The 22,727-nt window shown below is 65.7% G+C and carries 22 protein-coding genes and 1 pseudogene; 10 read left to right on the top strand and 13 right to left on the bottom strand.

Translation table 11 applies throughout. The features are described 5' to 3' along the window. The first annotated feature begins 73 nt into the window (after positions 1-73). Together EDE08_RS21895 and EDE08_RS21890 are read left to right on the top strand one after the other, a co-directional pair. On the top strand, positions 74-781 hold the full coding sequence (locus tag EDE08_RS21895; protein WP_131870878.1) for a hypothetical protein: 708 nt from the start codon (positions 74-76) through the stop codon (positions 779-781). A 137-nt stretch (positions 782-918) separates the two neighbouring features. After that, positions 919-1,875, top strand: a complete 957-nt coding sequence (locus tag EDE08_RS21890; protein ID WP_131870877.1) for an alpha/beta fold hydrolase — start codon at positions 919-921, stop codon at positions 1,873-1,875. A 25-nt stretch (positions 1,876-1,900) separates the two neighbouring features. Here EDE08_RS21890 and EDE08_RS21885 read toward each other — a convergent pair whose 3' ends face one another. Then, complete coding sequence (locus tag EDE08_RS21885) at positions 1,901-4,780, bottom strand: ATP-binding protein (RefSeq protein WP_131870876.1); 2,880 nt, start codon at positions 4,778-4,780, stop codon at positions 1,901-1,903. 347 nt (positions 4,781-5,127) lie between these two features. On the opposite strand from EDE08_RS21885, the gene EDE08_RS21880 reads away from it, so the two are divergent. Further along, positions 5,128-6,105 carry a helix-turn-helix domain-containing protein gene (locus EDE08_RS21880; protein WP_131870875.1) on the top strand — a complete coding sequence of 326 codons (978 nt, stop codon included), beginning with the start codon at positions 5,128-5,130 and terminating at the stop codon, positions 6,103-6,105. A 247-nt stretch (positions 6,106-6,352) separates the two neighbouring features. On the opposite strand, the gene EDE08_RS21875 is transcribed toward EDE08_RS21880, so the two are convergent. Next, positions 6,353-8,674, bottom strand: a complete 2,322-nt coding sequence (locus EDE08_RS21875) for a molybdopterin guanine dinucleotide-containing S/N-oxide reductase (protein ID WP_131870874.1) — start codon at positions 8,672-8,674, stop codon at positions 6,353-6,355. Between the two features lie 463 nt (positions 8,675-9,137). Further along, positions 9,138-9,332 carry a hypothetical protein gene (locus EDE08_RS21865; RefSeq protein ID WP_131870872.1) on the bottom strand — a complete coding sequence of 65 codons (195 nt, stop codon included), beginning with the start codon at positions 9,330-9,332 and terminating at the stop codon, positions 9,138-9,140. Positions 9,333-9,418: 86 nt separating this feature from the next. Here EDE08_RS21865 and EDE08_RS21860 point away from each other — a divergent pair, with 86 nt between their 5' ends. After that, on the top strand, positions 9,419-9,934 hold the full coding sequence (locus EDE08_RS21860) for a YciE/YciF ferroxidase family protein (protein WP_131870871.1): 516 nt from the start codon (positions 9,419-9,421) through the stop codon (positions 9,932-9,934). An 88-nt stretch (positions 9,935-10,022) separates the two neighbouring features. Here EDE08_RS21860 and EDE08_RS21855 read toward each other — a convergent pair whose 3' ends face one another. Next, positions 10,023-10,880, bottom strand: coding sequence for an SDR family oxidoreductase (locus tag EDE08_RS21855; protein WP_131870870.1), 858 nt, complete (start codon positions 10,878-10,880; stop codon positions 10,023-10,025). A gap of 86 nt (positions 10,881-10,966) precedes the next feature. Here EDE08_RS21855 and EDE08_RS21850 point away from each other — a divergent pair, with 86 nt between their 5' ends. Together EDE08_RS21850 and EDE08_RS21845 are read left to right on the top strand one after the other, a co-directional pair. Next, positions 10,967-11,161, top strand: coding sequence for a hypothetical protein (locus EDE08_RS21850; protein ID WP_131870869.1), 195 nt, complete (start codon positions 10,967-10,969; stop codon positions 11,159-11,161). 78 nt (positions 11,162-11,239) lie between these two features. Further along, positions 11,240-12,151 carry a DMT family transporter gene (locus EDE08_RS21845; RefSeq protein WP_131870868.1) on the top strand — a complete coding sequence of 304 codons (912 nt, stop codon included), beginning with the start codon at positions 11,240-11,242 and terminating at the stop codon, positions 12,149-12,151. Between the two features lie 30 nt (positions 12,152-12,181). Here the strand turns inward: EDE08_RS21845 and modD are convergent, their stop codons facing one another. Beyond that, positions 12,182-13,096: a ModD protein gene (gene modD, locus EDE08_RS21840; protein ID WP_165936087.1), complete on the bottom strand. Its 915-nt coding sequence runs from the start codon at positions 13,094-13,096 to the stop codon at positions 12,182-12,184. 235 nt (positions 13,097-13,331) lie between these two features. Between modD and modA the strand changes: the two genes are divergently transcribed. The 4 genes and pseudogenes from modA to EDE08_RS38525 all read left to right on the top strand — a co-directional run bounded on the left by modA (position 13,332) and on the right by EDE08_RS38525 (position 16,140). Further along, a complete protein-coding gene (gene modA / locus EDE08_RS21835; RefSeq protein WP_131870866.1) occupies positions 13,332-14,084 on the top strand; it encodes a molybdate ABC transporter substrate-binding protein in 753 nt (250 codons plus the stop codon). Between the two features lie 5 nt (positions 14,085-14,089). Then, on the top strand, positions 14,090-14,776 hold the full coding sequence (gene modB / locus EDE08_RS21830; protein WP_131870865.1) for a molybdate ABC transporter permease subunit: 687 nt from the start codon (positions 14,090-14,092) through the stop codon (positions 14,774-14,776). Continuing rightward, positions 14,773-15,471 (top strand): annotated as a pseudogene (gene modC / locus EDE08_RS38530) (molybdenum ABC transporter ATP-binding protein); the annotation flags it as partial. The gene modB and the pseudogene modC, both read left to right, overlap by 4 nt. A gap of 51 nt (positions 15,472-15,522) precedes the next feature. Continuing rightward, positions 15,523-16,140, top strand: coding sequence for a DUF2478 domain-containing protein (locus tag EDE08_RS38525; protein ID WP_349627699.1), 618 nt, complete (start codon positions 15,523-15,525; stop codon positions 16,138-16,140). Here the strand turns inward: EDE08_RS38525 and EDE08_RS21820 are convergent. From EDE08_RS21820 to nifV, 8 genes are all read right to left on the bottom strand, one after another. Continuing rightward, complete coding sequence (locus EDE08_RS21820) at positions 16,114-16,320, bottom strand: TOBE domain-containing protein (protein WP_131870863.1); 207 nt, start codon at positions 16,318-16,320, stop codon at positions 16,114-16,116. The genes EDE08_RS38525 and EDE08_RS21820 overlap by 27 nt on opposite strands. A gap of 3 nt (positions 16,321-16,323) precedes the next feature. After that, on the bottom strand, positions 16,324-16,620 hold the full coding sequence (locus EDE08_RS21815; RefSeq protein WP_131870862.1) for a ferredoxin family protein: 297 nt from the start codon (positions 16,618-16,620) through the stop codon (positions 16,324-16,326). A gap of 38 nt (positions 16,621-16,658) precedes the next feature. After that, positions 16,659-17,966: an FAD-dependent oxidoreductase gene (locus EDE08_RS21810; RefSeq protein ID WP_131870861.1), complete on the bottom strand. Its 1,308-nt coding sequence runs from the start codon at positions 17,964-17,966 to the stop codon at positions 16,659-16,661. A 203-nt stretch (positions 17,967-18,169) separates the two neighbouring features. Then, positions 18,170-19,276, bottom strand: coding sequence for an electron transfer flavoprotein subunit alpha/FixB family protein (locus tag EDE08_RS21805; protein WP_131870860.1), 1,107 nt, complete (start codon positions 19,274-19,276; stop codon positions 18,170-18,172). A gap of 20 nt (positions 19,277-19,296) precedes the next feature. Then, positions 19,297-20,139 (bottom strand): electron transfer flavoprotein subunit beta/FixA family protein, encoded by an 843-nt coding sequence (locus EDE08_RS21800; RefSeq protein WP_131870859.1) that lies wholly within the window; start codon positions 20,137-20,139, stop codon positions 19,297-19,299. Positions 20,140-20,333: 194 nt separating this feature from the next. Continuing rightward, positions 20,334-20,663, bottom strand: a complete 330-nt coding sequence (nifW, locus tag EDE08_RS21795) for a nitrogenase stabilizing/protective protein NifW (protein ID WP_131870858.1) — start codon at positions 20,661-20,663, stop codon at positions 20,334-20,336. Beyond that, entirely contained in the window at positions 20,656-21,447 is a 792-nt protein-coding gene (gene cysE / locus EDE08_RS21790) for a serine O-acetyltransferase (protein WP_131870857.1), read from the bottom strand. Before cysE ends, nifW begins: the two co-directional genes overlap by 8 nt. 7 nt (positions 21,448-21,454) lie before the next feature. Next, on the bottom strand, positions 21,455-22,636 hold the full coding sequence (gene nifV, locus EDE08_RS21785) for a homocitrate synthase (protein ID WP_131870856.1): 1,182 nt from the start codon (positions 22,634-22,636) through the stop codon (positions 21,455-21,457). Between the last annotated feature and the right edge of the window lie 91 nt (positions 22,637-22,727).

Here is a 22,727-nt window from a genome sequence, read left to right as displayed (position 1 = left end):
TAACAACTTCTAACACGCCAAGCCGCCTGCGCCCCGCCATGGTGGCGACACTTCAAGGTGGATATGGCGGGACATGGCGCTTCTTGACGACGTAATGGATGCCAGCGGCGGCTTGACCCACTGGAACAGCTTGAACCGGTTTACGCTCCACCTTTCCGTCGGCGGATCGTTGTTCTCCAGCGCCGGACATGCCAAGGAATTCAAGGACGTGACCGCGGAAGGCTCGACCCGCGCGCAATCGCTCCGGTTCACCGGCATCACCGGGGGCGAACACTCCGGCTCCTTTCAACCCGATGCGATCACGATCGAGAGCCTGGATGGTGAAGTTCTGCGGACCTGGAACAACCCGAGCCTCGCGTTGACCGAGCCCGGCTCGCCTGCGCTTGCGGACGAAATGCATCTGGTCTTCTTCTGCGGCGTCGCGATCTGGAACTATCTGACCAGCCCCTTCCTGCTCGCCCATCCCGATGTCGCGGTGGAGGAGCTGCCGCCCTGGCGCGAGGGCGCCGAGACGTGGCGGCGGCTCAGGGCACAATTCCCCCCGCACCTCATCACGCTCGCGCCTGAACAGATCTTCTATTTCGACGAAAGCGCCCTGCAACGGCGGACGGACCACGATCTCTTCGGAAACAAGGTTGCACACTTCTCCTGGGCTCATGACAGCTTCTGCGGCATCGTCGTGCCGACACTTCGACGCATGCAGACGCTGCAGCCTGACGGAACGGTCATCGCCAGGCCCGTGCTGATGGACGTCGAGATCTTCGACGCCGTCTTCGAGTAGAGACGAGCAGCACCCGCGGGAGCGGCGACCACTTCTGCCTCTCAACGCCTAACAATACATAACGAGCCAACCGACGGCATCCGGTGCAGATTGCACGCGCGAGCAACCAACGACGCGTGTGCCACCGGAGCAATGACATGAAGGTTCCAGTTACCCTTGCCCTCTCGGCGGTCTTGGCCTGCGCGACTGCGCACGCCTCGGCGCAGGACCTCCGATCGAGCCGGCGTTCGATCAGCTATCACACCGTCAATATCCAGGGCCTCGAGATCTTCTACCGCGAGGCCGGTCCCGCCGACGCACCGACCGTGCTGCTCCTGCACGGCTTCCCTTCCTCGTCGCGGATGTGGGAACCTCTGCTGCCGCTGCTCGCCGACAGATATCACGTGATCGCACCTGACTATCCCGGCTTCGGCAACAGCAGCGCGCCGCCGCCGTCCGCTTTCACCTATACGTTCGACAACATCGCCGGCGTGATCGGAGAGCTCACGACGCAGCTCGGTCTCGGCAAATATGTTCTGTTCATGCAGGACTACGGCGGTCCTGTCGGCTTCCGCATGGCGCTGGCGCATTCCGAACGTGTCCGCGGAATCATCATCCAGAATGCGGTGTCGCACGAGCAGGGCTTGAGCCCGCTCTGGGAAGCGCGTCGCAGGTACTGGGCCGACCCGGCACACGAGCTCGAGGCGCTCAAGGCCAATTTCACCTCGCTGGCGGCGACGCGTCAGCGGCATCTCGGCTCAAGCCCGCACCCCGAACGGTACGACCCCGACACCTGGGGCGACGAATACGCGTTCCTGACGCGTCCCGGCCAGGCCGAGATCCAGGCCACGCTGTTCCTGGATTACCGGACCAACGTCGCCTCCTATCCCAAATGGCAGGACTGGTTGCGCAAGATGCGGCCGCCGACGCTGGTGGTCTGGGGCAAATACGATCCATCGTTCACCGTCGCCGGCGCCACAGCCTATCGCGACGACGTGCCGGATGCCGAGGTTCACATTCTGGAGGCAGGCCACTTCGCGCTGGATGAAGCCACCGACGAAATCGCCGCGCTCGTTCGCGACTTCTTTGCGCGCCTGGATAAGGACAAGGACTAGGCCTCGGATTTCGGACCGCGCACAATCAGGCCGGCTGATCCAGCATCAGCCGTGCCGCCCTGAGATCGGCGGTCTCGAACCCCTCGGAGAATCGGGCGTAGGTGCTGGCGAGCCGCTCGAGCGCATCTGGCACACCCTGACGGTCTCGCAGCCGCGCCAGCGACATCTCGGTTCGCAACCGCCAGGACAATGCGCCCTGGCGCTCGGCGAGCGTCGCCGACGCGACCAGACTTGCCTCGGCAGCTGCGAGGTCTGCGCCATGCGCCTCGAGCTCGCCCCGCAGACGGAGCAGCTCCGGCATATCGAAGGCGCCGCCTTCCTGCTCGATCCGCGCAATGGTCTCGTGCAGCACCTTTTGTGCGTCCGGCAGCCGTCCGAGTGCCGCCAATCCCCGGGACAGATCGGCTGCGAACGCCGATGCGTAGAGTTCGTAGCGATCCGCATGCAGGCGCGGGAGCGCAGTCCGCAACAGGTCGATGCCACCGGTGACCTCACCGCGGGCGATCATGGCCTGCGCCCGAAAGCCGCTCGCGACGGCTTCGTAAGGAACGAGCCCGTGCAGGTTCGCATGCTTCGCCAGGCGACCGGTCATGGCCTCGACGGAGGACCAGTCGCCGACCCAGCCGAACACCGAGGCGGACCAGCATAATGCGATACAATGCATGACCACGTCGCGCGGCGCTGACGCGCCGACGAGCGGGCGGATGCATTCGAGCGCACGGTCGGGAAAGCCGCGCAGCCATAGCACGCGCGCGAGCGGAATCTGCGGCGTGCGCGAATAGGCGAAATGTCCGGGCTGGATGCCGCGCAGCGCGGCGTCGTCGCGCAGGCCCTCGTCGAGATGGGCCTGCGCCTCGAGCTGGTCCCCGGCGAGGTGATAGGACACGCCGAGCAGTGCCTTGCTGCCGGCAACGCCTGCGGTATCGCCGATCAGGTGGGCAATCCGCTCGGCGTGACGCGCGGTCGCCACCAGATGCCGATAGCCGCCGGTCCGGCGGTAGAACATGTTCAACCGCGACAGCAGCCGGAAGGTATTGGCGTGGTCGCCGAGTGCCTTCGCAATCTCCAGCCCACGCCTGAGCGCCGCTTCCGCCTGCTCGCTGTTGCGCTCGGTGAACATGAGGGCATGACCGAGCGTCGACTGGAGCTCGAGCTCCCATCTGTCGCTCGGTTCGGCCTCACCAAGCGTTGCGAGTGCCCGTTCGGACCATATGCGCGCTTCGTTCAGCAAACTGAGCTCGGCGAACAGCCTCGTGCAGCTCCCCGCGAGCGGAACGCGCAGGCCGGCGCCGTCGACATTGGCGTAGCTCCATGCCAGCGCCGCGCGGGCGTCGGCGAGCAGGCCGGCCCGCTCCTGCGCGCGGGACGCCTGGTCGCGGCTAACCGGCTCCGTCATGCCGGCTTCGAGCGTGCGCTGAACATAGAGGGCGTGCCGGCGCGCGATCGGGTCGGCCTCGCCGCCACCGACCAGCTTCTGCATGGCATAGGCACGCGTTGCATCCAGCAGGCGATAGCGCCGCGACGCGCCGGCCGGTTGCGCCGACACCAGCGACTTGGCGACGAGTTGCTCCAGTGCATGGACGACGCGATCCTCCGCCGTCGCCGCGTCGGCAGCCACCGCGATCGCGCCCTGCAACGTGAAGGGACCCGCGAAGATGGCGAGGCGCTGGAACACGATGCGCTCGCTCTCGCCGACCAGGCCGAAGCTCCAATCGAGCGTGGCGCCGAGCGTCTGCTGGCGCGGCGGCGCCGTTCGCCGCCCGCGCCATTCGAGCTGCAAATGGCTGTCGAGCAGCGCCGCCATCTCGCGCAGTCCGTAGAGACCGACGCGCGCGGCAGCCAGCTCGATCGCGAGCGCGATGCCATCCAGCTTGCCGCAGATCCGGACCAGGACCTCGGCATCCTCGTCCGTGATGGCATCCCGATGGCCCGCCGCGACGGCACGGTCCACGAACAGACGCGCTGCCGGATAACCCAGCACCTCACCGGCGCTGAGCCGAGCGTTCTGCGGCGGACCAGGCAGAGGAGCGAGTTCGAAGATCCGCTCCCCCTCCACCAGCAGCGACTCGCGGCTGGTTGCCAGGATGGCGACGCCGGGCGCCTCACGGTAGATGGCTTCTGCGAGACGTGCGACCTCGTCGATGACGTGCTCGCAACTGTCGAGAATGAAAAGCAGCCGTCGCCCGCGCAGAAAATTGACGATGCTGCCTGCGGGATCGTTGTGATGCACGACGAGACCAAGCGCGGCGGCAACCGTGCTCGCGACCAGCGCGGCGTCCTGCAGCGGACCGAATTCGAGGAAATGGACGTTTCCCTCGAATCTGTCGCGCATGTCATGCGCGAGCGCGGCCGCAACGGTGGTCTTGCCGATGCCACCCGGCCCTCGCAGCGTGACGAAGCGATCGCGGAGCAGGCGCTTCGACAGCTCGGCCACGACGTCGTCCCGCCCGACCATCTGGTCCAGGCGACGCGGCAGAAACGGCGGCAAGACTGACGTTTCGGGCAACCGCGACGCGGTCACAGGCGGCTCTGCGCGTTCGCCACGCCGCACGGGCGCGACGAAGCAATAGCCCCGGCTCGGAATGTTGGTGATGTAGCGGGCGCCATCCTTGCCGTCGCCGAGCACCTTGCGCAGCTCCGCGACATGGACCCGCAGGCTGATCTCCTCGACGGAGAGGCCCGACCATGCGTAGGCGAGAATCTCGTTCTTCGGCACCACCTCGCCGGCACGGCTGACGAGCAGCCGCAAAATGTCCATCGCCCGGCTACCGAGCTTGACCGGCACGCCGTCCTTCTCCAGCAGCCGCGAACGCAGCGAAAATGGTCCGAACGAGACGGCATCGAGATCAAGAATCGGCCCGGTGTCGCCGCTGCGGCCACCATGTCCTGCCGAAAGCTCGGTCACATCGCGCTCATTTGACGACTGCTTCCTCGAAACGTTGCGCGACTATACAAGGCGCCGCAACGCGGTCCAGCGAAGGCACAGCAACCCGCACCGCGCGGCGGTCGCCAGGCGATGCCTTGTGCTCCCCTCAAGCCAGTCCGGTTCGCGCAAAATGCGTGACAAATTGGTCCTAGTCAGCCCACTGCGACGAGCTGTCACACCTGATGCACACCCACAGAATCTAACAGATCCTAATCACCCCTAACGGGCGTCCTCGCCAGCTCACGTCTATCCTCTCAGCATGGAAAGCATTGGTTTGCGCGCCTGCCGGTCGTTGCAAGCTGCGGCGAAACCAGGAGAGGACGACGATGTCGAGCAACTTGCACGCGGCGCATGCCTGGATTGAATTTCCGGCCGCCCCGCGGGATCATGAGGGTCTTCGCCCCACACAGGCGATCGCCCGGGAGAGCCGGTGGCGTCAGATCGATCGCACTCAGGAGAGCATGATCGAGGAGATCACGATCTCGCGATGGGACGACCCGCGGAGCACCTCGTCGCACGAAACGACGACGCCGGATGACCGCTATTTCGTCGGCATTGCCCTGAAGACCACGCGCGCGAAGCTGATACGGGATGGCCGGATCATCTTCGAAGGGACCATGCCGGCGGGGTCGCTGTATGTCACCGCGCCGTCGAAGCCTCTCGGCGCACAATTCCAGTCGCCGAGCGCCTTCCTGCACGTCCACATCTCCACGGACCATCTTCCGGCGCACGCCGACGGGCTGAATGACCTCGTGCTGTTGCGCGATCCGCTCGCTGCGGAGCTCGCCAAGGCGCTGATCGAACATGGTGACGCCGCGGACCTGCAGTTCACGCGCTGCATCGGCCAGACCCTGGCGATGCATCTCACCCGGATGGAGCTGCCGCGCGTCAAGGTCAATGCCTTGCCGAAATGGCGGCTGCGGCGCGTCGAGCAGCACATCGCCGATCATTTCGACCGCTGCATCAGCCTGTCCGAGCTCGCCAATGTCGCCGGCCTGTCCAGGATGCACTTTGCGGCACAATTCCGCGCCGCGACCGGTTATCGTCCCCGCGAATATCTGCTGACGCAGCGGGTCGAGCATGCCAAGACGCTGCTCGCGACCACCGAGCGGCCATTGGCGGATATCGCGCTCGCGGTGGGCTTCAGCACGCAGGCGCATTTTTCGACCGTCTTCAAGCGCATCAGCGGTCAATCTCCGGCGCGCTGGCGCCTTGCCAACGTGGACGGACAGCGCGAGGTCGAAGCGCGGCCGAGGCGGCACGCGTCTCCGGAGCGGGACTGGATCGCCAGCGCCGCTGCATAGCTGATCCGGCGGGCGACGGACGACGGGAATCCCGAGGCGCGTGCCTCAACTTGTTTGCTGCTCCCGATCTCGCCGCTGCAAGTCCGTGTCCCGGACGAGCTGCAACGTGCGAGCGTTGCGTCGCAGAGCCGTCCGCCCCAACAGAACGCTCCACGGTAGCTTGCGGTGAGATGGGCCCGGCTCTGCAGCGCATCGTCGAAGAGACGCTCCGCTGCGTCCGGGGCACGAAAGCGCAATACTGACGCCCCTACACCGGATCGAACGCCCGGATCGGCGGCAGATTGCCGGTGAACTTCTCCACCTCCACGATGGTCAGCTGGCCGGTGCAACCTTGCGCCAGTGAGGAGGTGCCGATGTCGCGAGTGAGCACGTTCGGATTGCCGTGGACGCAGAGCGGCGCCTCGTCTTCGGGATCCATCGGATCGTACCAGGCGCCGGTCGAAAGCTGGACCACGCCGGGCGCGATGCCGTCGGTGACGTGGACCGCGGCGAGGCACGCGCCGCGCTCGTTGAACAGGCGAATGATGTCGCCGTCCTTGATGCCGCGCGCGTCCGCATCCACTGGGTTCATGCGCGCGACCTCGCGGCCGCGATGCTTCGAGCTGAGCGAATGTCCGCCGAAATCGAGCTGGCTGTGCAGGCGTGTTGCCGGCTGGTTGGCGACGAGGAAGCACGGCGCGCCGGGCCTGGGCGTATCGGTCTTGTCGAGCCAGACCGGATGGCCGGGACAATCCGCATCGCCGTGGCCTGCGATCTTGGCCGAGAAGATCTCGATCCGCCCGCTCGGCGTCGGCAGGGCGTGATTGACCGGATCGTCGCGGAAGCGGCGCAGCCGGCCACCGTCATCTGGATGCTGGGGCACGACCAGGCTGCCGCGCGCCCAGAACGCGTCGAAATCAGGAGCTTCGAGGCCGCGCTTGGCCAGCGACGCGCGAGTCGGCTCGTAGAGATGTTTTAGCCACTGCCGCGATGTGCGTCCTTCGGTGAAAGGTTCGCGCGCTCCGAGACGTTCGGCGAGATCAGCGAAGATGTCGTAGTCGTCGCGCGCGAGCCCGAACGGCTCGGCGATCCGGTGCATGGCGACCATCAGGGGATCGTTGGTGGAATAGCCGATGTCCTCGCGCTCCAGCGTCATCGTCGCGGGCAGCACGATATCGGCGTGACGGGCTGTGGCGGTCCATGCGAGCTCGTGCACGACGAATGTGTCCACTTGCGCGAATGCCTTGCGCAAGCGGTTGATGTCCTGATGGTGATGGAAGGGATTGCCGCCCGCCCAGTAGACCAGACGAATGTCCGGATAGGTGCGCGTCTCGCCGTTGTAGCGATAGGTGCTGCCGGGATTGAGCAGCATGTCGGCGATGCGCGCCACCGGGATGAAATCGGCAACACCGTTGCGGCCCTGACCCAGCGTCGGCCCCGGCACGTCGTTGACGCGGCGGCCGTAATAGCCGATCGCACCCAGCGAATAGGCGTAGCCACCGCCGGGAAGGCCGATCTGGCCGAGGGCTGCCGCCAGCACCATGCCCATCCACACCGGCTGCTCGCCATGCTCGGCGCGCTGAAGCGAATGGGAGACGGTGATGAGCGCCCGCCGTCCGGCAAGACGCCGCGCCAGCCTGCGGATCGCATCCGCCCCGACGCCGCAGATTGCGGCGGCCCATTCGGCATGCTTGGCTTGCCCGTCGCTCTCGCCGGTGAGATAGCGCAGGAAGACCGGCCAGCCCTCGGTGTAGCGATCAAGGAAGGCCTGATCGTGTAAGTCCTCGCTGACCAGCGTGTGCACGATGCCGAGCATCAGCGCCGTATCGGTCCCGGGGATGCAGGTCATCCATTCGGCGCCGGCCTCGACCGGGAGATCGTCGCGCAGCGGACTGACCAGGACGAACTCGCAGCCGCGCGCCCGCGCCGCCGCCATGGCGCCGCGCTCGACATGCTTGCTGATCGAGCCGCCGGCCACCATGGAGTTCTTCAGCGCCATGCCGCCGAATGCCAGCACGATCTCGGTGTTATCAGCGATCTGCTCCCAGGTGACGTTGCGCTTGGTGATATCCTCGTAGCCGGCCAGGATCTGTGGCAGCAGCACCGAGGACGCACCCGATGAATAGGAGTTGACCGAGCGCACGTAACCGCCCATCGCGATGTTGAGGAAGCGATGCACCTGGCTCTGGGCGTGATGGAAGCGGCCGGCGCTCGACCAGCCATAGGAGCCGCCGAACACGGCGCCCGGCCCGCGCGTGTCGCGGATGCGGCTGAGCTCGTCCCCGAGCAGATCGAGCGCCCTTTCCCAGCTGACTGAGACGAACTCGTCGCGGCCGCGCCGATCGTCGGGGCCCGGACCGCGCTCCAGCCAGCCGCGGCGGACCGCCGGCTGGGCGATGCGCGCCTGATGGCGGAGCGCGCCGGGAAAATTGTCAATGATGCCGTTCGGATCGGGATCGCCCGCGTAGGCCCTGACCTCAAGGCCGGCCGCGCCCTGGCGCGCGGAGAACACGCCCCAATGCGAGGTGTGCGGCTTGAAGCCGCCCGATAGGTCGAGACCCGGGTTGGGGAAGCCAATCGTATCGTCCATCATCTGATCCTTGTTCCGGCGGCATCGACAATGGAGCGGTAATATACCGATCCGATCCGGACGTCGTCGAGATCAGGGTTGACGTGAACGCTGACCTGCCCCGCGCAAAGTCAGCCTCAGGGGTCGTCGGACGTCCCAAGCGTCATGGCAAGGACGAGCATCATCCGCGTGCGCAGCAATCGACCAGCAGATCCCAGATTCGCTGCGTCTGTTCTCTCTTGCGAGTCTCCGGCACCTCCGCGCTCGACCGATCGAAGGCGGCAATGGCGCGGGTTTGGCGAGGCACGATCCACCGCTCCGAAATCGGGTCGTACCATTTTCCAATATTTATCTCAGTCACGTCGGTCGACTCACGGATTGACAGGGTCGAGCGGTGCGCCTCGCGCGGTCCTCATCCGAGCCGCGTGAAGCGCTACCCGATTCACCAATCAGGAGCTCGCACGATCGTTCCTGACCCGCTGCATCAGCCTGGCCGGGCCGGATGCAGCGTGCGCGGATGCCGCTCGTGCAGCAACCGCGCGAGCTCCTCACGCTCCGTCGGGCGTCCCTTCATGGCGGCCTCGAACAGCGCTTCCTGGATGTCGCGAGGCATGTCGCCCCACACGTCCATCGCCGCGCGTCCGAGCAGGCTCGCAAGATGATCGACTCCATCGCTCATTTGGCTCTCCCGATCTGCACAGGGAATGGAACAGCGACGGCCGCACGGCGTTCCACTGCCATCATTGTGAACAGGAGACGTCTTTTATGGGATTCTTCACCAAGGACATCAAATCGATGGAAGACCTGCTGCTGCACGGGCTCCAGGACATCTATTACGCGGAACAGCAAATCCTGAAGGCGCTTCCGAAGATGATCGACAAGGCGACCAACAGGGACCTCGTCGCCGGGCTGAAAGCCCACCTGGAAGAGACCAACAAGCAGGTCGAACGCCTCGACAAGGTGTTCGCGAAACTCGGCAAGGAGCCGAGCGGCACTCATTGTCCGGCCATCGACGGCCTCATCAAGGAAGCCGACGAGACCGCCGGGGAGATCGAGGACAAGTCCGTGCTCGACGCCGCGATCGTCGCGAACGCACAGGCCGTGGAGCACTACGAAATGTGCCGCTACGGCACGCTGATCGCGTGGGCCGAAGAACTCGGCCACGACGACATCGTGCGCTTCCTCACCACCAATCTGAACGAAGAGAAGGGCGCCAACACGAAGCTGAACACGGTGGCCCTTCGCAAGGGCGTCAACGCCAAGGCGTCGAACGCCGCGTGATCGAGGCCGACTGTTCGAAAGGATGGCGGCGGCAGCCGCCATCCTCCTTCCGCCGCCGCTCATCTCCACCGCTAGCGGACACGTCCGATCAGATGAACGGCTTGCCGCCGGTGACGGCCAGCGTCGCCCCGGAGGTGTAGCTCGAGAGCGGGTCGGCCAGCATGACATAGGCGGTTGCGAGCTCCGCCGGCTGGCCGGCGCGCTGCATCGGGACCTGCTTGCCGAAATTCTTGACCCTTTCCTCCGACATGGTCGAGGGAATGAGCGGAGTCCAGATCGGACCCGGGGCCACGGCGTTGACCCGAATGCCTTTCTCGGCGAGCATCTGCGCTAGCCCACCCGTGAAATTCTGGATGGCTCCCTTGGTCGTGGCGTAAGCCAGCAGGCTCGGGTTCGGCATGTCGGAGTTCACCGAGGCCGTGTTGATGATCGCGGCTCCCGGCCGCATGTGGGGGACCGCGGCCTTGGCCAGATAGAACATGGCGTGAATGTTGGTCTCGAACGTGCGCTGCCATTCCTCGTCGCTGATGTCCCCGATGTCCTTGAACGTGGCCTGATGCGCCGCGTTGTTGACGAGGATGTCGATGCCGCCGAGTTCCTCCACAGCGCGACGCACGATGGCGCGGCAGTGTTCGGGATTGCTGATATCGCCGGGGATGAGGACGACCTTGCGTCCCTCCCGTTCCACCAGCGTCTTCACCTCCGCGGCATCCTCGTCCTCGTTCAGGTAGGAGATGACGATATCGGCGCCTTCACGCGCATAGGCGATCGCCACCGCGCGGCCGATGCCGCTGTCTCCGCCCGTGATGATGGCTTTCTTTCCCGCAAGCCGCCCGGCGCCTTTGTAACTCTCCTCGCCATGATCCGGCCGGGGCTGCATTGCTCGCGTCGAGCCGGGCATCGGTTGCTGCTGCGCAGGATAAGGCGGCTTTGGATAGTCGGTCATGGAGAACTCCGGACGGTTGCTGCGCTAACGGGGCGGCGCCGGAAGTGTTCCTGGCGTTGGAGCGTGTCCGGCCCGCCGACATGGTCATGCGGAAAGCCGAAGCCGGCAACCGTCAGGATTTCCGCGAGCAGCAGCCGCACGAGTGCGAAGGCGCGGAAAACCAGGCCGCTGACCTCTTTGTCGAGGCGCAAACTCCTCGCTTTTCGCGGCTCGCCCCGATTAGAGTTCAAAGCACCGCTCTGATTCTCGCGAATGGCCGATCACCATGGCGTCATCTTTGATGATCGTGTTGCGAAGAGCATTTGAAACTCACAGGTGCTTTAGGTGCGTGAAGATATCTCAAGCAATCGGACACCGGCTTGACTCCAGCAGCCCAATCGAACGAGCGCATTCTCGGACTCCTGAGCGCAGCCGGCGTATTCTGCATCTGGTCTGGCTTTCTCGTCTTCTCGAGGGCCGGCATGCAATCCGGCCTGACACCCTTCGATTTGACGGCGCTTCGGTTCATGGTCACCGGCGCCCTGGTTCTTCCGTTCGCCAAGGCCTGGTGGCCGCGTCACCTGCCGCTGCAAGCAATTCTGTCGATGTCGATTTTCGGCCCCGGCGCGGTGTACAGCATCTTGATGTACTTCGGGTTGAAGGGGGCGTCGGCAGCGTATGGGGGAGCGTTCGCCAACGGCTCGTTACCGATCTTCACCATTCTGCTGGGATTGCTTTTCGCGGGGCGCGTGCCGTCCTGGCAGCAACTCGTTGCAGTTCTCATCCTGCTCGTGGGCGCAGTGCTCGTTGCCCTTCCGGGCATGCGTGCCGGCGGCAACAGCGTGGCATCGGCCATCGGGTTCTTCCTCGCGGCGTCAGCTGTGCTTTCAATCTACTTTGTGGGCGTGAAGCACTGGCAGATCGAGGCGCGCCAGGCGCTGGTCCTGGTCAGCGTGCCGAACGCGCTGCTTTTCCTGCCGGTCTGGTTTTTCTTTCTTCCTTCCACCATGCAGGATGCACCGTGGCCGACGATACTGCTTCAGGCCGCTTTCCAGGGCTTGGGCCCCGGTTTCCTGGCGGTCATCCTGTTCTCAATTTCCGTGAGGATTCTCGGTCCTACGCCCTCGGCCGGTTTGGCTGCGGCGGTACCGGCCAGTGCAACGCTGCTGGCGATCCCGATACTTTCGGAGATTCCAACAACCATCGAGTGGATCGGCATCGCGATTGTCACTGCCGGGCTCGTTCTGCTCCTCGGAGGAGGCCAACCCGAAACCAGGAGCCTGTCCAAATAGCGGTGGCGACTCGGAGAGAGGTGGCTCCTGCTACGTCGATGCCGGAACGGCTGCATCCTTCCTGAGAATAAGCCGCGCACGTGTGCCGTCGTCGGCTGACGCAATCTCCACCTGCACGTCTCTCGGCTTCGCCAGATAGGGCGAGGACGTGACCAGGACATCGGCGCCAGCTTCCGCATAGGCCGCGGCATTTGCCGCATTGACGCCACCGGCGGCGGCGATGAGCGGACGAGCGCGCGTATAGGCCATCGATGCCATGCGCTTGACCAATGCAGCTATCTCGGCTGGCGAGAACTTCTCGGCTTGAATCACGTCGAAACCGGCGACCGCCGCGGCTAGTGCGGCATCGGCGGTCTTCACCTCGATCACGAGCTTCTTCTCCGGCGCCGCCCGGCGCAATCGCTCGACGGCTTGAAACAGCGGCAGGTCGCCGAGAAAGACGCGGTGCTCTGGAAACACCAGCACGGTTTCGGACAGGCCGAGCCGGTGCATCACGGCGCCGCCCGCCTTGATGGCCGCGACCGCAAAGCGCTTGGTGCCCGGCACGTTCTTACGGGTGCAGGCGACCGGGATATGAGGGGCGACCGCCCTCGCCGCATCGACGATGGCGCGGGTGTCGCTGGCCACGCCCGACCAGATCTCGATCAAGGTTTGCGCCACCTTCCAGCTCCGCAACAGGCCCGCGGCCGGACCGCGCGCCTGAAGGATCGGGGCGCCCTGCTCCAGCACCGCGCCGGATGCAGCGAACAGCTCCACGTCGCAGCCGGCGAGCGCGATGATCGCGGCGGCATCCTCGGCGAGCGCCAGCACCATCGGTGCGCGCGCGGCGAACTGCATCACGCCGATGGCCCCGCCGATCCCGAGCGCCTCGGTGGTGAGATCGCCATAGGGGACATCGTCCTCCAGCAGGCGTTCGAGTTCGGCGCGCGATGCAGCGGTTGCCATGTCGTGCTTCCCTTCATTGGTGTCGGCTTGTCGACGGCCTTGTCGGGAATCCGACACGGATCATCGGTCCCGCCGCTGCGAGAGGCGGGAAGCCCCTCTTTTGACGCCATTCCTGCAAGGCGCGCACCAGAGACTGCGACCGCATATCCGGCACGCCGATTGCTGGGATGCTTCCGGCCGGCACCTTGCAGCAATCGGGCTGCGCTGAAGCAATTACCGGTCGCTGGAGTTCATCATGAAGCTGCTTCGCTCGATCACCATCGTCGCAGGATTGCTGCTCGCATGCGCATCGGCGCAGGCCGCGCAGACCAACGTCGCCGTGGCCGCCAACTTCACCGATGCGGCCAAGGAGATCGCCGCCCTCTTCAAGCAGAAGACCGGGCACGAGGCGGTGCTCAGCTTCGGCGCGAGCGGGCAATTCTATACCCAGATCGCGCAAGGCGCGCCGTTCCAGGTGTTCCTGTCGGCCGACGATTCACGGCCGAAGCAGCTCGTCGAGGAGGGTCTCGCTGTCGCGGGCAACCGCTTCACCTACGCGATCGGCAAGCTCGTGCTGTGGAGCAAGTCGCCGGGCGTCGTGACGGGCGAGGAGACGCTGAAGGCCGCCTCCTTTGCAAAGCTCTCGATCTGCAATCCGGCCGCCGCGCCCTACGGTCTTGCTGCCGTGGAGACCATGAAGTCGCTGAACCTTTACGACGCCCTGAAGCCGAAGCTGGTGGAAGGCGCGACCATCACCCAGGCCTATCAGTTCGTCGAGACGGGGAATGCCGAGGTCGGCTTCGTGGCGCTGTCACAACTGACCGGCAGCGAGGCCGGTTCGCGCTGGGTGGTGCCGCAGGCGCTCTATAACCCGATCCGGCAGGATGCGGTGCTGCTGAAGGCGGGCGCCGGCAACGAGGCCGCAGGCGCGTTCATCACCTTCCTCAGGGGATCCGAGGCGCGCGCCGTCATCGAGAGATACGGCTACGTGCTGGACGGGCAGAGCTGACGCGCATGGAGATCTGGTCGGCGGAGATTCGCCAGTCGGTTCTGCTGACGGTCGAACTGGCCGCGATCTCGACCGCGATTCTGCTGGTGCTGGCTACGCCGCTCGCCTGGTGGCTGGCGCGCGCCAAAGGCTGGTGGACCGAAATCATCGCGAGCGTGGTTGCGCTGCCGCTGGTGCTGCCGCCGACTGTGCTCGGCTTCTATCTACTGGTGCTGCTCGGCCCGGACGGGCCGGGCGGGTGGATCGCAAGCCTGTGGGGCGGGCGCACGCTCGCCTTCACGTTCGAAGGCCTGGTCATCGGCTCGGTGGTGTATTCGATGCCGTTCGTGGTGCAGCCCATCCGCAATGCCTTCGCCGCGATGGGCGAGCGGCCGCTCGAGGTTGCCGCGACCCTGCGCGCGTCACCCCTGCGCACGTTCTGGACCGTCGCAGTGCCGCTGGCACGGTCGGGCTTCCTGACCGGCGCGGTGCTCGGCTTCGCACACACCGTCGGCGAGTTCGGCCTCGTGCTGATGATCGGCGGCAACATTCCCGGGCATACCAAGGTGCTGTCAGTCGCGCTTTTCGACTATGTCGAGACCTCGCGCTGGCGCGAGGCCAGCATGCTCGCGGGGCTCATGGTGATCTTCGCCTTCGCCGTGATCCTCACCATGACGCTCGTCGACAAGCGCGCCGCGAGGGCTGCGGCATGAGAACGGCCGAACCCGCTCGCATCAACGCGGCCTTCCGCGGCAGGCTCGGCAATTTCTGGCTCGACGTCGAGCTGAGCATTCCCGCGAGCGGCGTCACCGCAATCTTCGGTCCTTCGGGTTGCGGCAAGACCAGTGTCGCGCGCTGTATCGCCGGCCTGCAACGCATGGCCGACGGGTTTTGCGCCGTGGGCGAGGACATCTGGCAGGACAGCTCGTCGTTTCGGCCCGCGCACCGGCGGCCGATCGGTTACGTCTTCCAGGAAGCCAGCCTGTTCCCGCATCTTTCGGTACGACGCAATCTGCTGTTCGGCGCTCCGAAGGCGGCGCGCGCGCAGATCGCATTCAGCGAGGTCGTGGAGCTGCTCGGCCTTGCCGCATTGCTCGACCGCTCGCCCTCCCGCCTCTCCGGCGGCGAGCGGCAGCGCGTCGCGATCGGCCGTGCCCTGCTGTCACAGCCAAAACTCCTTCTGATGGACGAGCCGCTGTCCGCGCTCGACCGCGCGACCAAAGACGAGATCTTGCCGTTCCTCGAGCGGCTGCACGAGACGCTGTCGCTCCCGGTGCTTTATATCAGCCACGACATGGCGGAGATCGAGCGCTTTGCCGATCACCTGGTGCTGATGGAGCAAGGCCGCGTCGTCAGCTCCGGTCCGCTGCACGACCCCCATCCGATACCGCTGGCCGGGAGCCGCGATCGGCTTGGAGATTGCTCGCGACGACGGAAGAGCGTAGGAAGCCCGACGAGGATGACTTCCATGCCGATCGACTTTCACGACATCGACCCGAACCGCGTCGCCGCGATCCTCTATCGTCCGCAGGACGACGTCGACGGCCTGCTCGCCGACTTTGCTCAGGATCTCGCGCGATCGGGCGAGCGGATCGGCGGCGTGGTCCAGCGCAACGTCGAGGATGGCGCGGGCTGCCAGATCGGCATGCAGGCGGTCGACCTCATGACCGGCGCGGAGATCTCGATCTGCCAGCCGCTCGGCTCGGGCGCCATGGCATGCAAGCTCGACGCTGCGGGCCTTGCCGAAGCGGCGGTCGCCGTCACCCGCGCGATCGCGGCCGATGTCGATCTCGTCGTCATCAACAAATTCTCCAAGCAGGAGGCCGCCGGCGGCGGTCTGCGCGACGAGCTGGCCGGCGCCATCGCCGCCGGCATCCCGGTGCTCACGGCGGTGCCGGAAAAATGCCTGGACGCCTGGAATGACTTTACCGGCGGGATCGGCACCAGCCTGCTGTGCGAGCGAGGAGCGATCGAGGGATGGTGGCAAGACCTGTCGTCGCGGATAAAGCGGGCCCGCGCCGCGCGCCAGCCCGCCGATGCTCCTGCGTCGCTACTTGCCGATCATCACGTCGGATGACTTGATCACGGCGGAGACGGCATCGCCCACTTTCAAGGCGAGGTCGTCCACCGCTTCGTTGGTGATCGAGGAGAACACCACCAGGCCCGGCGCGAGCTCGATCTTCACATGGGCCGTCGTCGTCCTCTTGGTGACGGCGATCACCCGTCCGGGCAGAACGTTGCGGGCGCTGAGCTTCATGGATCAGCCGAACTTGAACAGCACGCCGTAACCGCCGCGCGGATAGCTCCACTCGATGTCGCCGCTCTCCTCACAGATCACACGGCATGTCCCGCATTCGATGCAGCCGTCGACGGTGATCTCGACCTGGCCCTTGTCATTGAGCTCGTAGCAGCGCGCCGGGCAGGCCTTCAGCATCGTCAGGAGTTCCGGCGACGGCGTGGTGTGCGGGCGCACCTTGATGTGGGCCCGGCCGGCGTCGACCAGATAACGGTTGTAGAACAGCTTGTCCTCGACGCGTACAGATGGCTCGATCGACATGGCTTAATCTCCATCGCCAGTTTTGCGTTTCCTTGAGGTCACCGCCAGGCGCGGGCGAGGCGGAAGGCGTCGCCGAACAACCCGCTCCACGACCGCGCCTTGATGAACGATTTGAACGTCGTCTTTTCCTTCTCGACCTTTGGCGTACCGTCGACGCGCAGGAAGTTCTGCATCGCCTTGGAGACGAGCTCCGGATAGGTCAGGAAGAAATTCTGCGACTGGGTGTGCATCAGCGCAGGCATATCCTTGTACTTCTTCAGGTCCTTGATGACGAAAGATTCGTCCAGCATCGTCTTGTAGAGCGACAGGTTCTCCGCCGTCATCGGATCCTTGCGCGACTTGACCTGGAAGATCGCTTCCGCCGCGATCCGGCCCGAGGTCATTGCGAGATTCGAGCCCTCGCGGTGGATGGCGTTGTTGAGCTGGGCGGCATCGCCGACCACGACCCAGCCCTCGCCGTAGAGCTGCGGGATCGCCTTGAAGCCGCCCTCGGGAATGAGATGCGCGGCATACTCCTTCACTTCCGAGCCCTCGATCAGCGGGGCGACCGAGGGATGCCGCTTGAAGCGGTCGAGCAGGCCGTACGGCGTCTCGCCGGTGCGCTGGAAGTCAGCGACCAGGCAGCCGATGCCGAGCGAGATGCACTCCTTGTTGGCGTAGATGAAGCCCATGCCGGTCATGCCGCGGGAGATGGTGCCGGCGGCCTCGATCACCATGCCTTCGTCGCCCCTGAGATTGAAGCGGGCCTCGATGGTCTCGCGCGGCAGGAAATGCATCTCCTTGACGGCGAGCGCGACCTTGTCGGCCTTGGGCCGTTCGCGCAGGCCGGCGCGGGTGCCGAGCAGGCCATTGACGCCTTCCGCCAGCACCACGACGTCGGCATGGATCTCGCCATCGGCGCGGTCGGTGCGCACGCCGATCACCTTGCCATAGGCGTCCTGCGCGAGCTCGGTCACCGTCGTCTCGCACAGCACGGTGGCTCCGGCCTCGCGAACCTTCTGCGAGAACCATTTGTCGAACTGCGCGCGGATGATGGTGTAGCGGTTCGGCTTCTCCTCGTTGAAGTCGTCGGAGCGGTAGTGCAGGCCGGTGTGCGAGCGGTCGTCCATCATCCAGAAGCGCTGCTCGACCAGATGTCGCTCCAGCGGCGCGTCCTCGCGGAAATCGGGAATCAGCTTCTCCAGCATGTCGGCATAGAGGATCGCGCCCTGCACGTTCTTCGAGCCGGAATACTCGCCGCGCTCGAGCTGGAGCACCTTGAGGCCGCGCTGGGCCAGCGTGAGCGCCGCCGCGTTCCCGGCCATGCCGGCGCCGACGACGATGGCATCGAATTTCTCCTCGATCATGATCTACTCCTCTCAAGGGCTCCCGCTTCGACAGCGGGCGAGGTCCACCTCTCCCCGTCGGGGAGAGGTCGGCGCGAAGCGCCGGGTGAGGGCTTTAGGTCCCTCGATGGAGCGCGCCCCCTCACCCGGATCGCTACGCGATCCGACCTCTCCCTTCGGGAGAGGTGAACGGCGGACGCGGATCGCACCGGGCTCGACATCTACTAGCTCGCGATCCGGTCGCGCGAATGCGGCGACAGCCGGGCGCGGAACGCCGCGGTCAGCGCCGGAAGCAACCTGATGGCGTCGGTGACGATGCCCATATGCGCGAAGTCGAAGATCGGCGCGTTCCTGTCGGTGTTGATGGCGACGATCAGGTCGGCGCCTTCGACGCCGACGCGGTGCTGGATCGCGCCGGAGATGCCGGCTGCGATATAGAGCTTCGGCCGGATGGTCTTGCCGGTCTGGCCGATCTGCCGGTCGGATGTGACCCAGCCTTTCTGCACCAACGGCCTCGAGCAGCCATATTCGGCCCCCAACACCGTGGCGAGCTGGCGCACCAGCTGAAAATTCTCCGGTGACCCCAGCCCCAGGCCGCCGGCGACGACGACGTCTGCATAGGCTAGATTGGATTTCGCGGAATCGCGATCAGGCAGGAACGACAGCACCTTGGTCACGATGTCGTCCTCGACGAGACCGAGCGGATGACTGACGATGCGGCCCACCGGACGCACGACGCGATCCGGCATCGGCATCACGCGCGGACGTACCGTCGCCATCTGCGGCCGGTAGTTCAGCGTGTAGATCGTGCAGAGCAGCGAGCCGCCGAAGGTCGGGCGCGTCGCGGCGAGCGAGCCGTCGGCATCGACGTCGAGCTCGGTGCAATCTGCCGTCAGCCCTGTAAGCAGCGTCGTTGCCACCGAACCTGCGAGGTCGCGGCCGAGCGTGGTGGCGCCAAGCAGCAGGATCTCGGGCTTGTAGGTATTGACGACGTCGGTCAGTGCCTTGGTGTAGGACTCGTTGCGATAGTCGGTGAGCAGATCGTCGGCGACCATGTAGACGAGATCGGCGCCGTAACAGAACGACTCCGCGGCGGCGCTCTGCGTTGCCTCGCCTTCCGGCCCAATCACGACCGCGGCGAGATCGACCTTGAGCTTGTCGGCGAGCTTGCGGCCGGCGCCCATCAGCTCCCAGGACACGGGATGAACCTGGCCGCGCTCCTGCTCGATGAAAACCCAGACGTGCTTGTAGGCCTTGAAATGCTCCGGCAACTCCTTCTTGGTCGCGGCGCGACCGGAGGCTGGAGCTGCGGTTTTCGGTGCGGTGGCCATGGTGCTTGCTTCCTCTCGCCTCAATAACCGCGCGCCAGCGTCGCGAGCTCGGTCTCGAGCGCCGGCTGGCGCTTGAAAATGGCGTCGATCAGTGCCTCGGCCGGCTGCTCGCCACTCTCGATCAGCGCCGCCTTCTCGCTGCGCGCCGCGGGCGCGAACACCCGCTTGACGATGGTGGGCGAGCCGCGCAGCCCGCATTTCGAGATGTCCTCGACACCGGCCTCCTGCGCGCTCCATTTCACGATCGGTGCGCGCGCCGCACGCAGGGCGTCGGCCATCGCACCGCGCCGGATCTGGTTGGTCGCCTCCAGCATGGTGACGAGGCACGGCAGCCTGGTGCGCAGGAGCTGCACGCCGCCCTCGGAGCGCCGTTCCGCGTCGATGGTGCGGGCCTGCAGGTCCAGCGCGCTGATCTTGGCGACATAGGTGAGCTGCAACAGGCCGAGCCGCTTGGCGATGCCGGGACCGACCTGCGCGGTATCGCCGTCGATGGTCTGCTTACCGGTGAAGACGAGATCCGGCGCGCCGAACTCGGTCGAGATCTTGCGGATCGCGGTGGCGAGCGCATAGGTAGTGGCCAACGTATCGGCGCCGGCGAAGAAACGGTCGGTCAGCAGCACGGCGCGGTCGGCGCCGAAGGTCAGCGCCTTGCGAAGGCTGTCCTCGGCCGATGGCGGTCCCATGGTCAGCACCGTGACCTCGCCGCCGAACTGGTCGCGCAGTTCGAGTGCCGCTTCCAGCGCGAAGAGGTCGTAGGGGTTGATGATGGTCGGCACGCCCTGACGCATGATGGTGTTGGTCACGGGATGCACGCGAATCTGCGCGGAGTCCGGAACCTGCTTGATGCAGACGACGATGTGCATGTGCTTCTCCAGGACTCGTCCCCAGAACTTGGTTCAGAGGACAAACAGCAAGTGTCGTACCAACTACGCGAAAGACGAAATTCAAATGCTGATACAGCGACTTAGAAGAGCAACGGTATCGGTTGCATCCGCTTCAGGCAGCAGAGCCGACAACGCTGCCCCGACACGCGTCGCAAATGCGACAGAGCACGGGCTCACTTCAGCGAGCCGATCTGCACCAATGTCGGCGCCTGCTTCGGCTGCGGCGCGACGGCATCCTTCAGGACCTTGAACACGCGCTGGTCGATCGGCGAGGATGCAACAAAGTCAGCATAGGCACGCTCGAGCACGGTCTTGCATCGTTCCGCCACGGTCTCGTCCGCCACTCCGGCAAAGTCCTCTCCGGCGAGGTACTGGCCCATGCGCCGCAGGATATGCAGCCGCGCCACGTTGACGAGTTTCGGATCGTAGTCGACGCCGAGCAGCGTGAAGAACTCTTCGGCGGCGGAGGCCTTGTTGAGTTGCGCCAGTATTCCATCAGCCATGATCGGTCTCCATCGGGCTCTGCGGCACCATGCAGGTCGTGCTTTGCGTTGCGGGTGCGCCGGCATCCCTGGCGCGCCTCTGCATGTGGCTCAGCCGCGCCTCCAGGAACTCGACGCGGTCGAGCAGCACAGCAATGGCGTCGCCGACGGGATCCGGCATCAAATGATGGTCGAGATCGATCCGCCCGACGACGCGGCGATGACCAAGTTGCGGACGCACGACGCGCGCGGGAATGCCGACCACCGTGACGTCGGGTGGCGTGCTGTCGATCACCACCGAATTGGCTCCGACGCGTGAGCCCGCGCCGACCGTGATCGGCCCGAGGATCTTGGCGCCGGCTCCGACCACGACCCGATCTTCCAGCGTCGGATGGCGCTTGCCGGGAAACCACGACGTGCCACCCAGCGTGACGCCGTGATAGAGCGTGACGTCGTCGCCGATCTCCGCGGTCTCACCGATGACGACGCAGGCGCCGTGATCGATGAAGAAGCGTCGGCCGATGCGCGCGCCAGGATGGATGTCGACATTGCTGGCGAAGCGCCCGAACCAGGATAACAGCCGCGCCGGAAAGCGCCAGCCGCCGGCCCACAGCCGGTTCGCGATCCGATACCAGATGACGGCATGGACGCCGGGATAGGTCAGGAGCGTCTCGATCTGGCTGCGCGCGGCGGGATCGCGCTGGCGCACGCAGCCGATGTCCTCGCGGATCAACTTCAGCAGGGAGGGCGTGACCGGTCCGGGAGCGGACGGTTCGGCGAGCGGAATGTCGACGGCACAGGCCATGGCACCCTCACGCGCAATTCAGGAGCGAGCGCTCGCGCACCTCGCGCCAGATCGCCGTCACAGTCTCGCGCGCAACGGCGCCCTTGTGCTCGACGGCATGCTGGCGGACGCGGGCGAGAACGGACTTTGCTTCCTCCGCGCTGACGGACAGCTGGAGCTCGGCCAGCAGCGCGGTGATCGCCGCGAGCCCCGAATGCTTGCCGATCACGATGCGATTGGAGCGGCCGAGCAGCCGCGGATCCAGCGCCTGATAGGTACGCTGATCCTTCAACAGGCCGTCGACGTGAATGCCGGACTCGTGGGTGAAGACGTGCTCGCCGACGATCGCCTTGTTCAGGGGGATGGCTCGCGCGGCCGCGGCTGCGACCACGGCTGCAACATGCTCCAGCTCGGACAGCACCACGCCGGTCTCGCGGCCGTAGAGCTGCCTGAGCGCGACCGCGACCTCCTCCAGTGGCGCGTTGCCCGCCCGCTCGCCGAGGCCGATCACGGTGACGGAGGCATGGGTCGCGCCGGCCTTGATTGCGGCAAGCGTATTGGCGGTCGCCAGGCCCAGGTCGTCGTGACCGTGGAATTCGAGCTCGAGATCGGTGGTCGACCGAAGCGCTGCCAGCAACGCAAAGGCCGCGTCAGGATCGAGCACGCTCAAGGTATCCGCTATGCGAAAGCGCCGCGCGCCCGCGGCCTTTGCGGTGGCAATCAGCTCGACCAGGAAATCGACATCGGCACGCGAGGAATCCTCGCCGCCGACCGCGACGTCGAGGCCCCTGTCGCGGGCGTAGCCGACCACCCGCCTCACCTGCTCCAGCGCCGCCGGCCGTCCGCCGCCGAGCTTGGCGGCGATCTGCACGTCGGAGGCAGGGATCGACACATTCACCATGGAGACGCCGGCCTCGATCGCTGCATCGACGTCAGACGTCCGCATCCGGCACCAGCCGATCGCGGTCGCCGGCAAGCCGGCCTCGACGATGGCCCGGATCGCGCTCACCTCGTCATGGCCCATGGCGGGCGTGCCGGCTTCGATCTCGGTGACGCCGGCCGAGGCCAATGCGCGCGCAATCGAGACTTTTTCCGCGGTGGTGAACGCGACGCCCGGCGCCTGTTCGCCGTCCCGCAGCGTGGTGTCGTTGAGGACGACGAGTGGGAGCTGACCGCCATCCAGTCGTTTCGTCGGGTTGGAAAACACCATCCGCGTACTCCAGTCATTCATTCCGATCAGGAGTTCAGCAACCTGCGTGCCATTGTCGGAATAATCGCCAAGCAATTGAGATTCCTTGACT

The sequence above is a fragment of the Bradyrhizobium sp. R2.2-H genome (assembly GCF_004346455.1).
Lineage (GTDB): Bacteria > Pseudomonadota > Alphaproteobacteria > Rhizobiales > Xanthobacteraceae > Bradyrhizobium > Bradyrhizobium diversitatis.
The sequence above is the reverse complement of the archived record's forward strand: the minus strand, read 5'-3'. Positions and strand labels throughout refer to the sequence as shown.

What these genes read in the sequence shown, in the direction of transcription:
- EDE08_RS21895 (WP_131870878.1), top strand. Translation starts at nt 74, where the DNA reads ATGGCGCTTCTTGACGACGTAATGGATGCCAGCGGCGGCTTGACCCAC.
- EDE08_RS21890 (WP_131870877.1), top strand. Translation starts at nt 919, where the DNA reads ATGAAGGTTCCAGTTACCCTTGCCCTCTCGGCGGTCTTGGCCTGCGCG.
- EDE08_RS21880 (WP_131870875.1), top strand. Translation starts at nt 5,128, where the DNA reads ATGTCGAGCAACTTGCACGCGGCGCATGCCTGGATTGAATTTCCGGCC.
- EDE08_RS21875 (WP_131870874.1), bottom strand. Translation starts at nt 8,674, where the DNA reads ATGGACGATACGATTGGCTTCCCCAACCCGGGTCTCGACCTATCGGGC.
- EDE08_RS21865 (WP_131870872.1), bottom strand. Translation starts at nt 9,332, where the DNA reads ATGAGCGATGGAGTCGATCATCTTGCGAGCCTGCTCGGACGCGCGGCG.
- EDE08_RS21860 (WP_131870871.1), top strand. Translation starts at nt 9,419, where the DNA reads ATGGGATTCTTCACCAAGGACATCAAATCGATGGAAGACCTGCTGCTG.
- EDE08_RS21855 (WP_131870870.1), bottom strand. Translation starts at nt 10,880, where the DNA reads ATGACCGACTATCCAAAGCCGCCTTATCCTGCGCAGCAGCAACCGATG.
- EDE08_RS21850 (WP_131870869.1), top strand. Translation starts at nt 10,967, where the DNA reads ATGCGGAAAGCCGAAGCCGGCAACCGTCAGGATTTCCGCGAGCAGCAG.
- modD (WP_165936087.1), bottom strand. Translation starts at nt 13,096, where the DNA reads ATGGCAACCGCTGCATCGCGCGCCGAACTCGAACGCCTGCTGGAGGAC.
- modA (WP_131870866.1), top strand. Translation starts at nt 13,332, where the DNA reads ATGAAGCTGCTTCGCTCGATCACCATCGTCGCAGGATTGCTGCTCGCA.
- modB (WP_131870865.1), top strand. Translation starts at nt 14,090, where the DNA reads ATGGAGATCTGGTCGGCGGAGATTCGCCAGTCGGTTCTGCTGACGGTC.
- EDE08_RS38525 (WP_349627699.1), top strand. Translation starts at nt 15,523, where the DNA reads ATGACTTCCATGCCGATCGACTTTCACGACATCGACCCGAACCGCGTC.
- EDE08_RS21820 (WP_131870863.1), bottom strand. Translation starts at nt 16,320, where the DNA reads ATGAAGCTCAGCGCCCGCAACGTTCTGCCCGGACGGGTGATCGCCGTC.
- EDE08_RS21815 (WP_131870862.1), bottom strand. Translation starts at nt 16,620, where the DNA reads ATGTCGATCGAGCCATCTGTACGCGTCGAGGACAAGCTGTTCTACAAC.
- EDE08_RS21810 (WP_131870861.1), bottom strand. Translation starts at nt 17,966, where the DNA reads ATGATCGAGGAGAAATTCGATGCCATCGTCGTCGGCGCCGGCATGGCC.
- EDE08_RS21805 (WP_131870860.1), bottom strand. Translation starts at nt 19,276, where the DNA reads ATGGCCACCGCACCGAAAACCGCAGCTCCAGCCTCCGGTCGCGCCGCG.
- EDE08_RS21800 (WP_131870859.1), bottom strand. Translation starts at nt 20,139, where the DNA reads ATGCACATCGTCGTCTGCATCAAGCAGGTTCCGGACTCCGCGCAGATT.
- nifW (WP_131870858.1), bottom strand. Translation starts at nt 20,663, where the DNA reads ATGGCTGATGGAATACTGGCGCAACTCAACAAGGCCTCCGCCGCCGAA.
- cysE (WP_131870857.1), bottom strand. Translation starts at nt 21,447, where the DNA reads ATGGCCTGTGCCGTCGACATTCCGCTCGCCGAACCGTCCGCTCCCGGA.
- nifV (WP_131870856.1), bottom strand. Translation starts at nt 22,636, where the DNA reads ATGGTGTTTTCCAACCCGACGAAACGACTGGATGGCGGTCAGCTCCCA.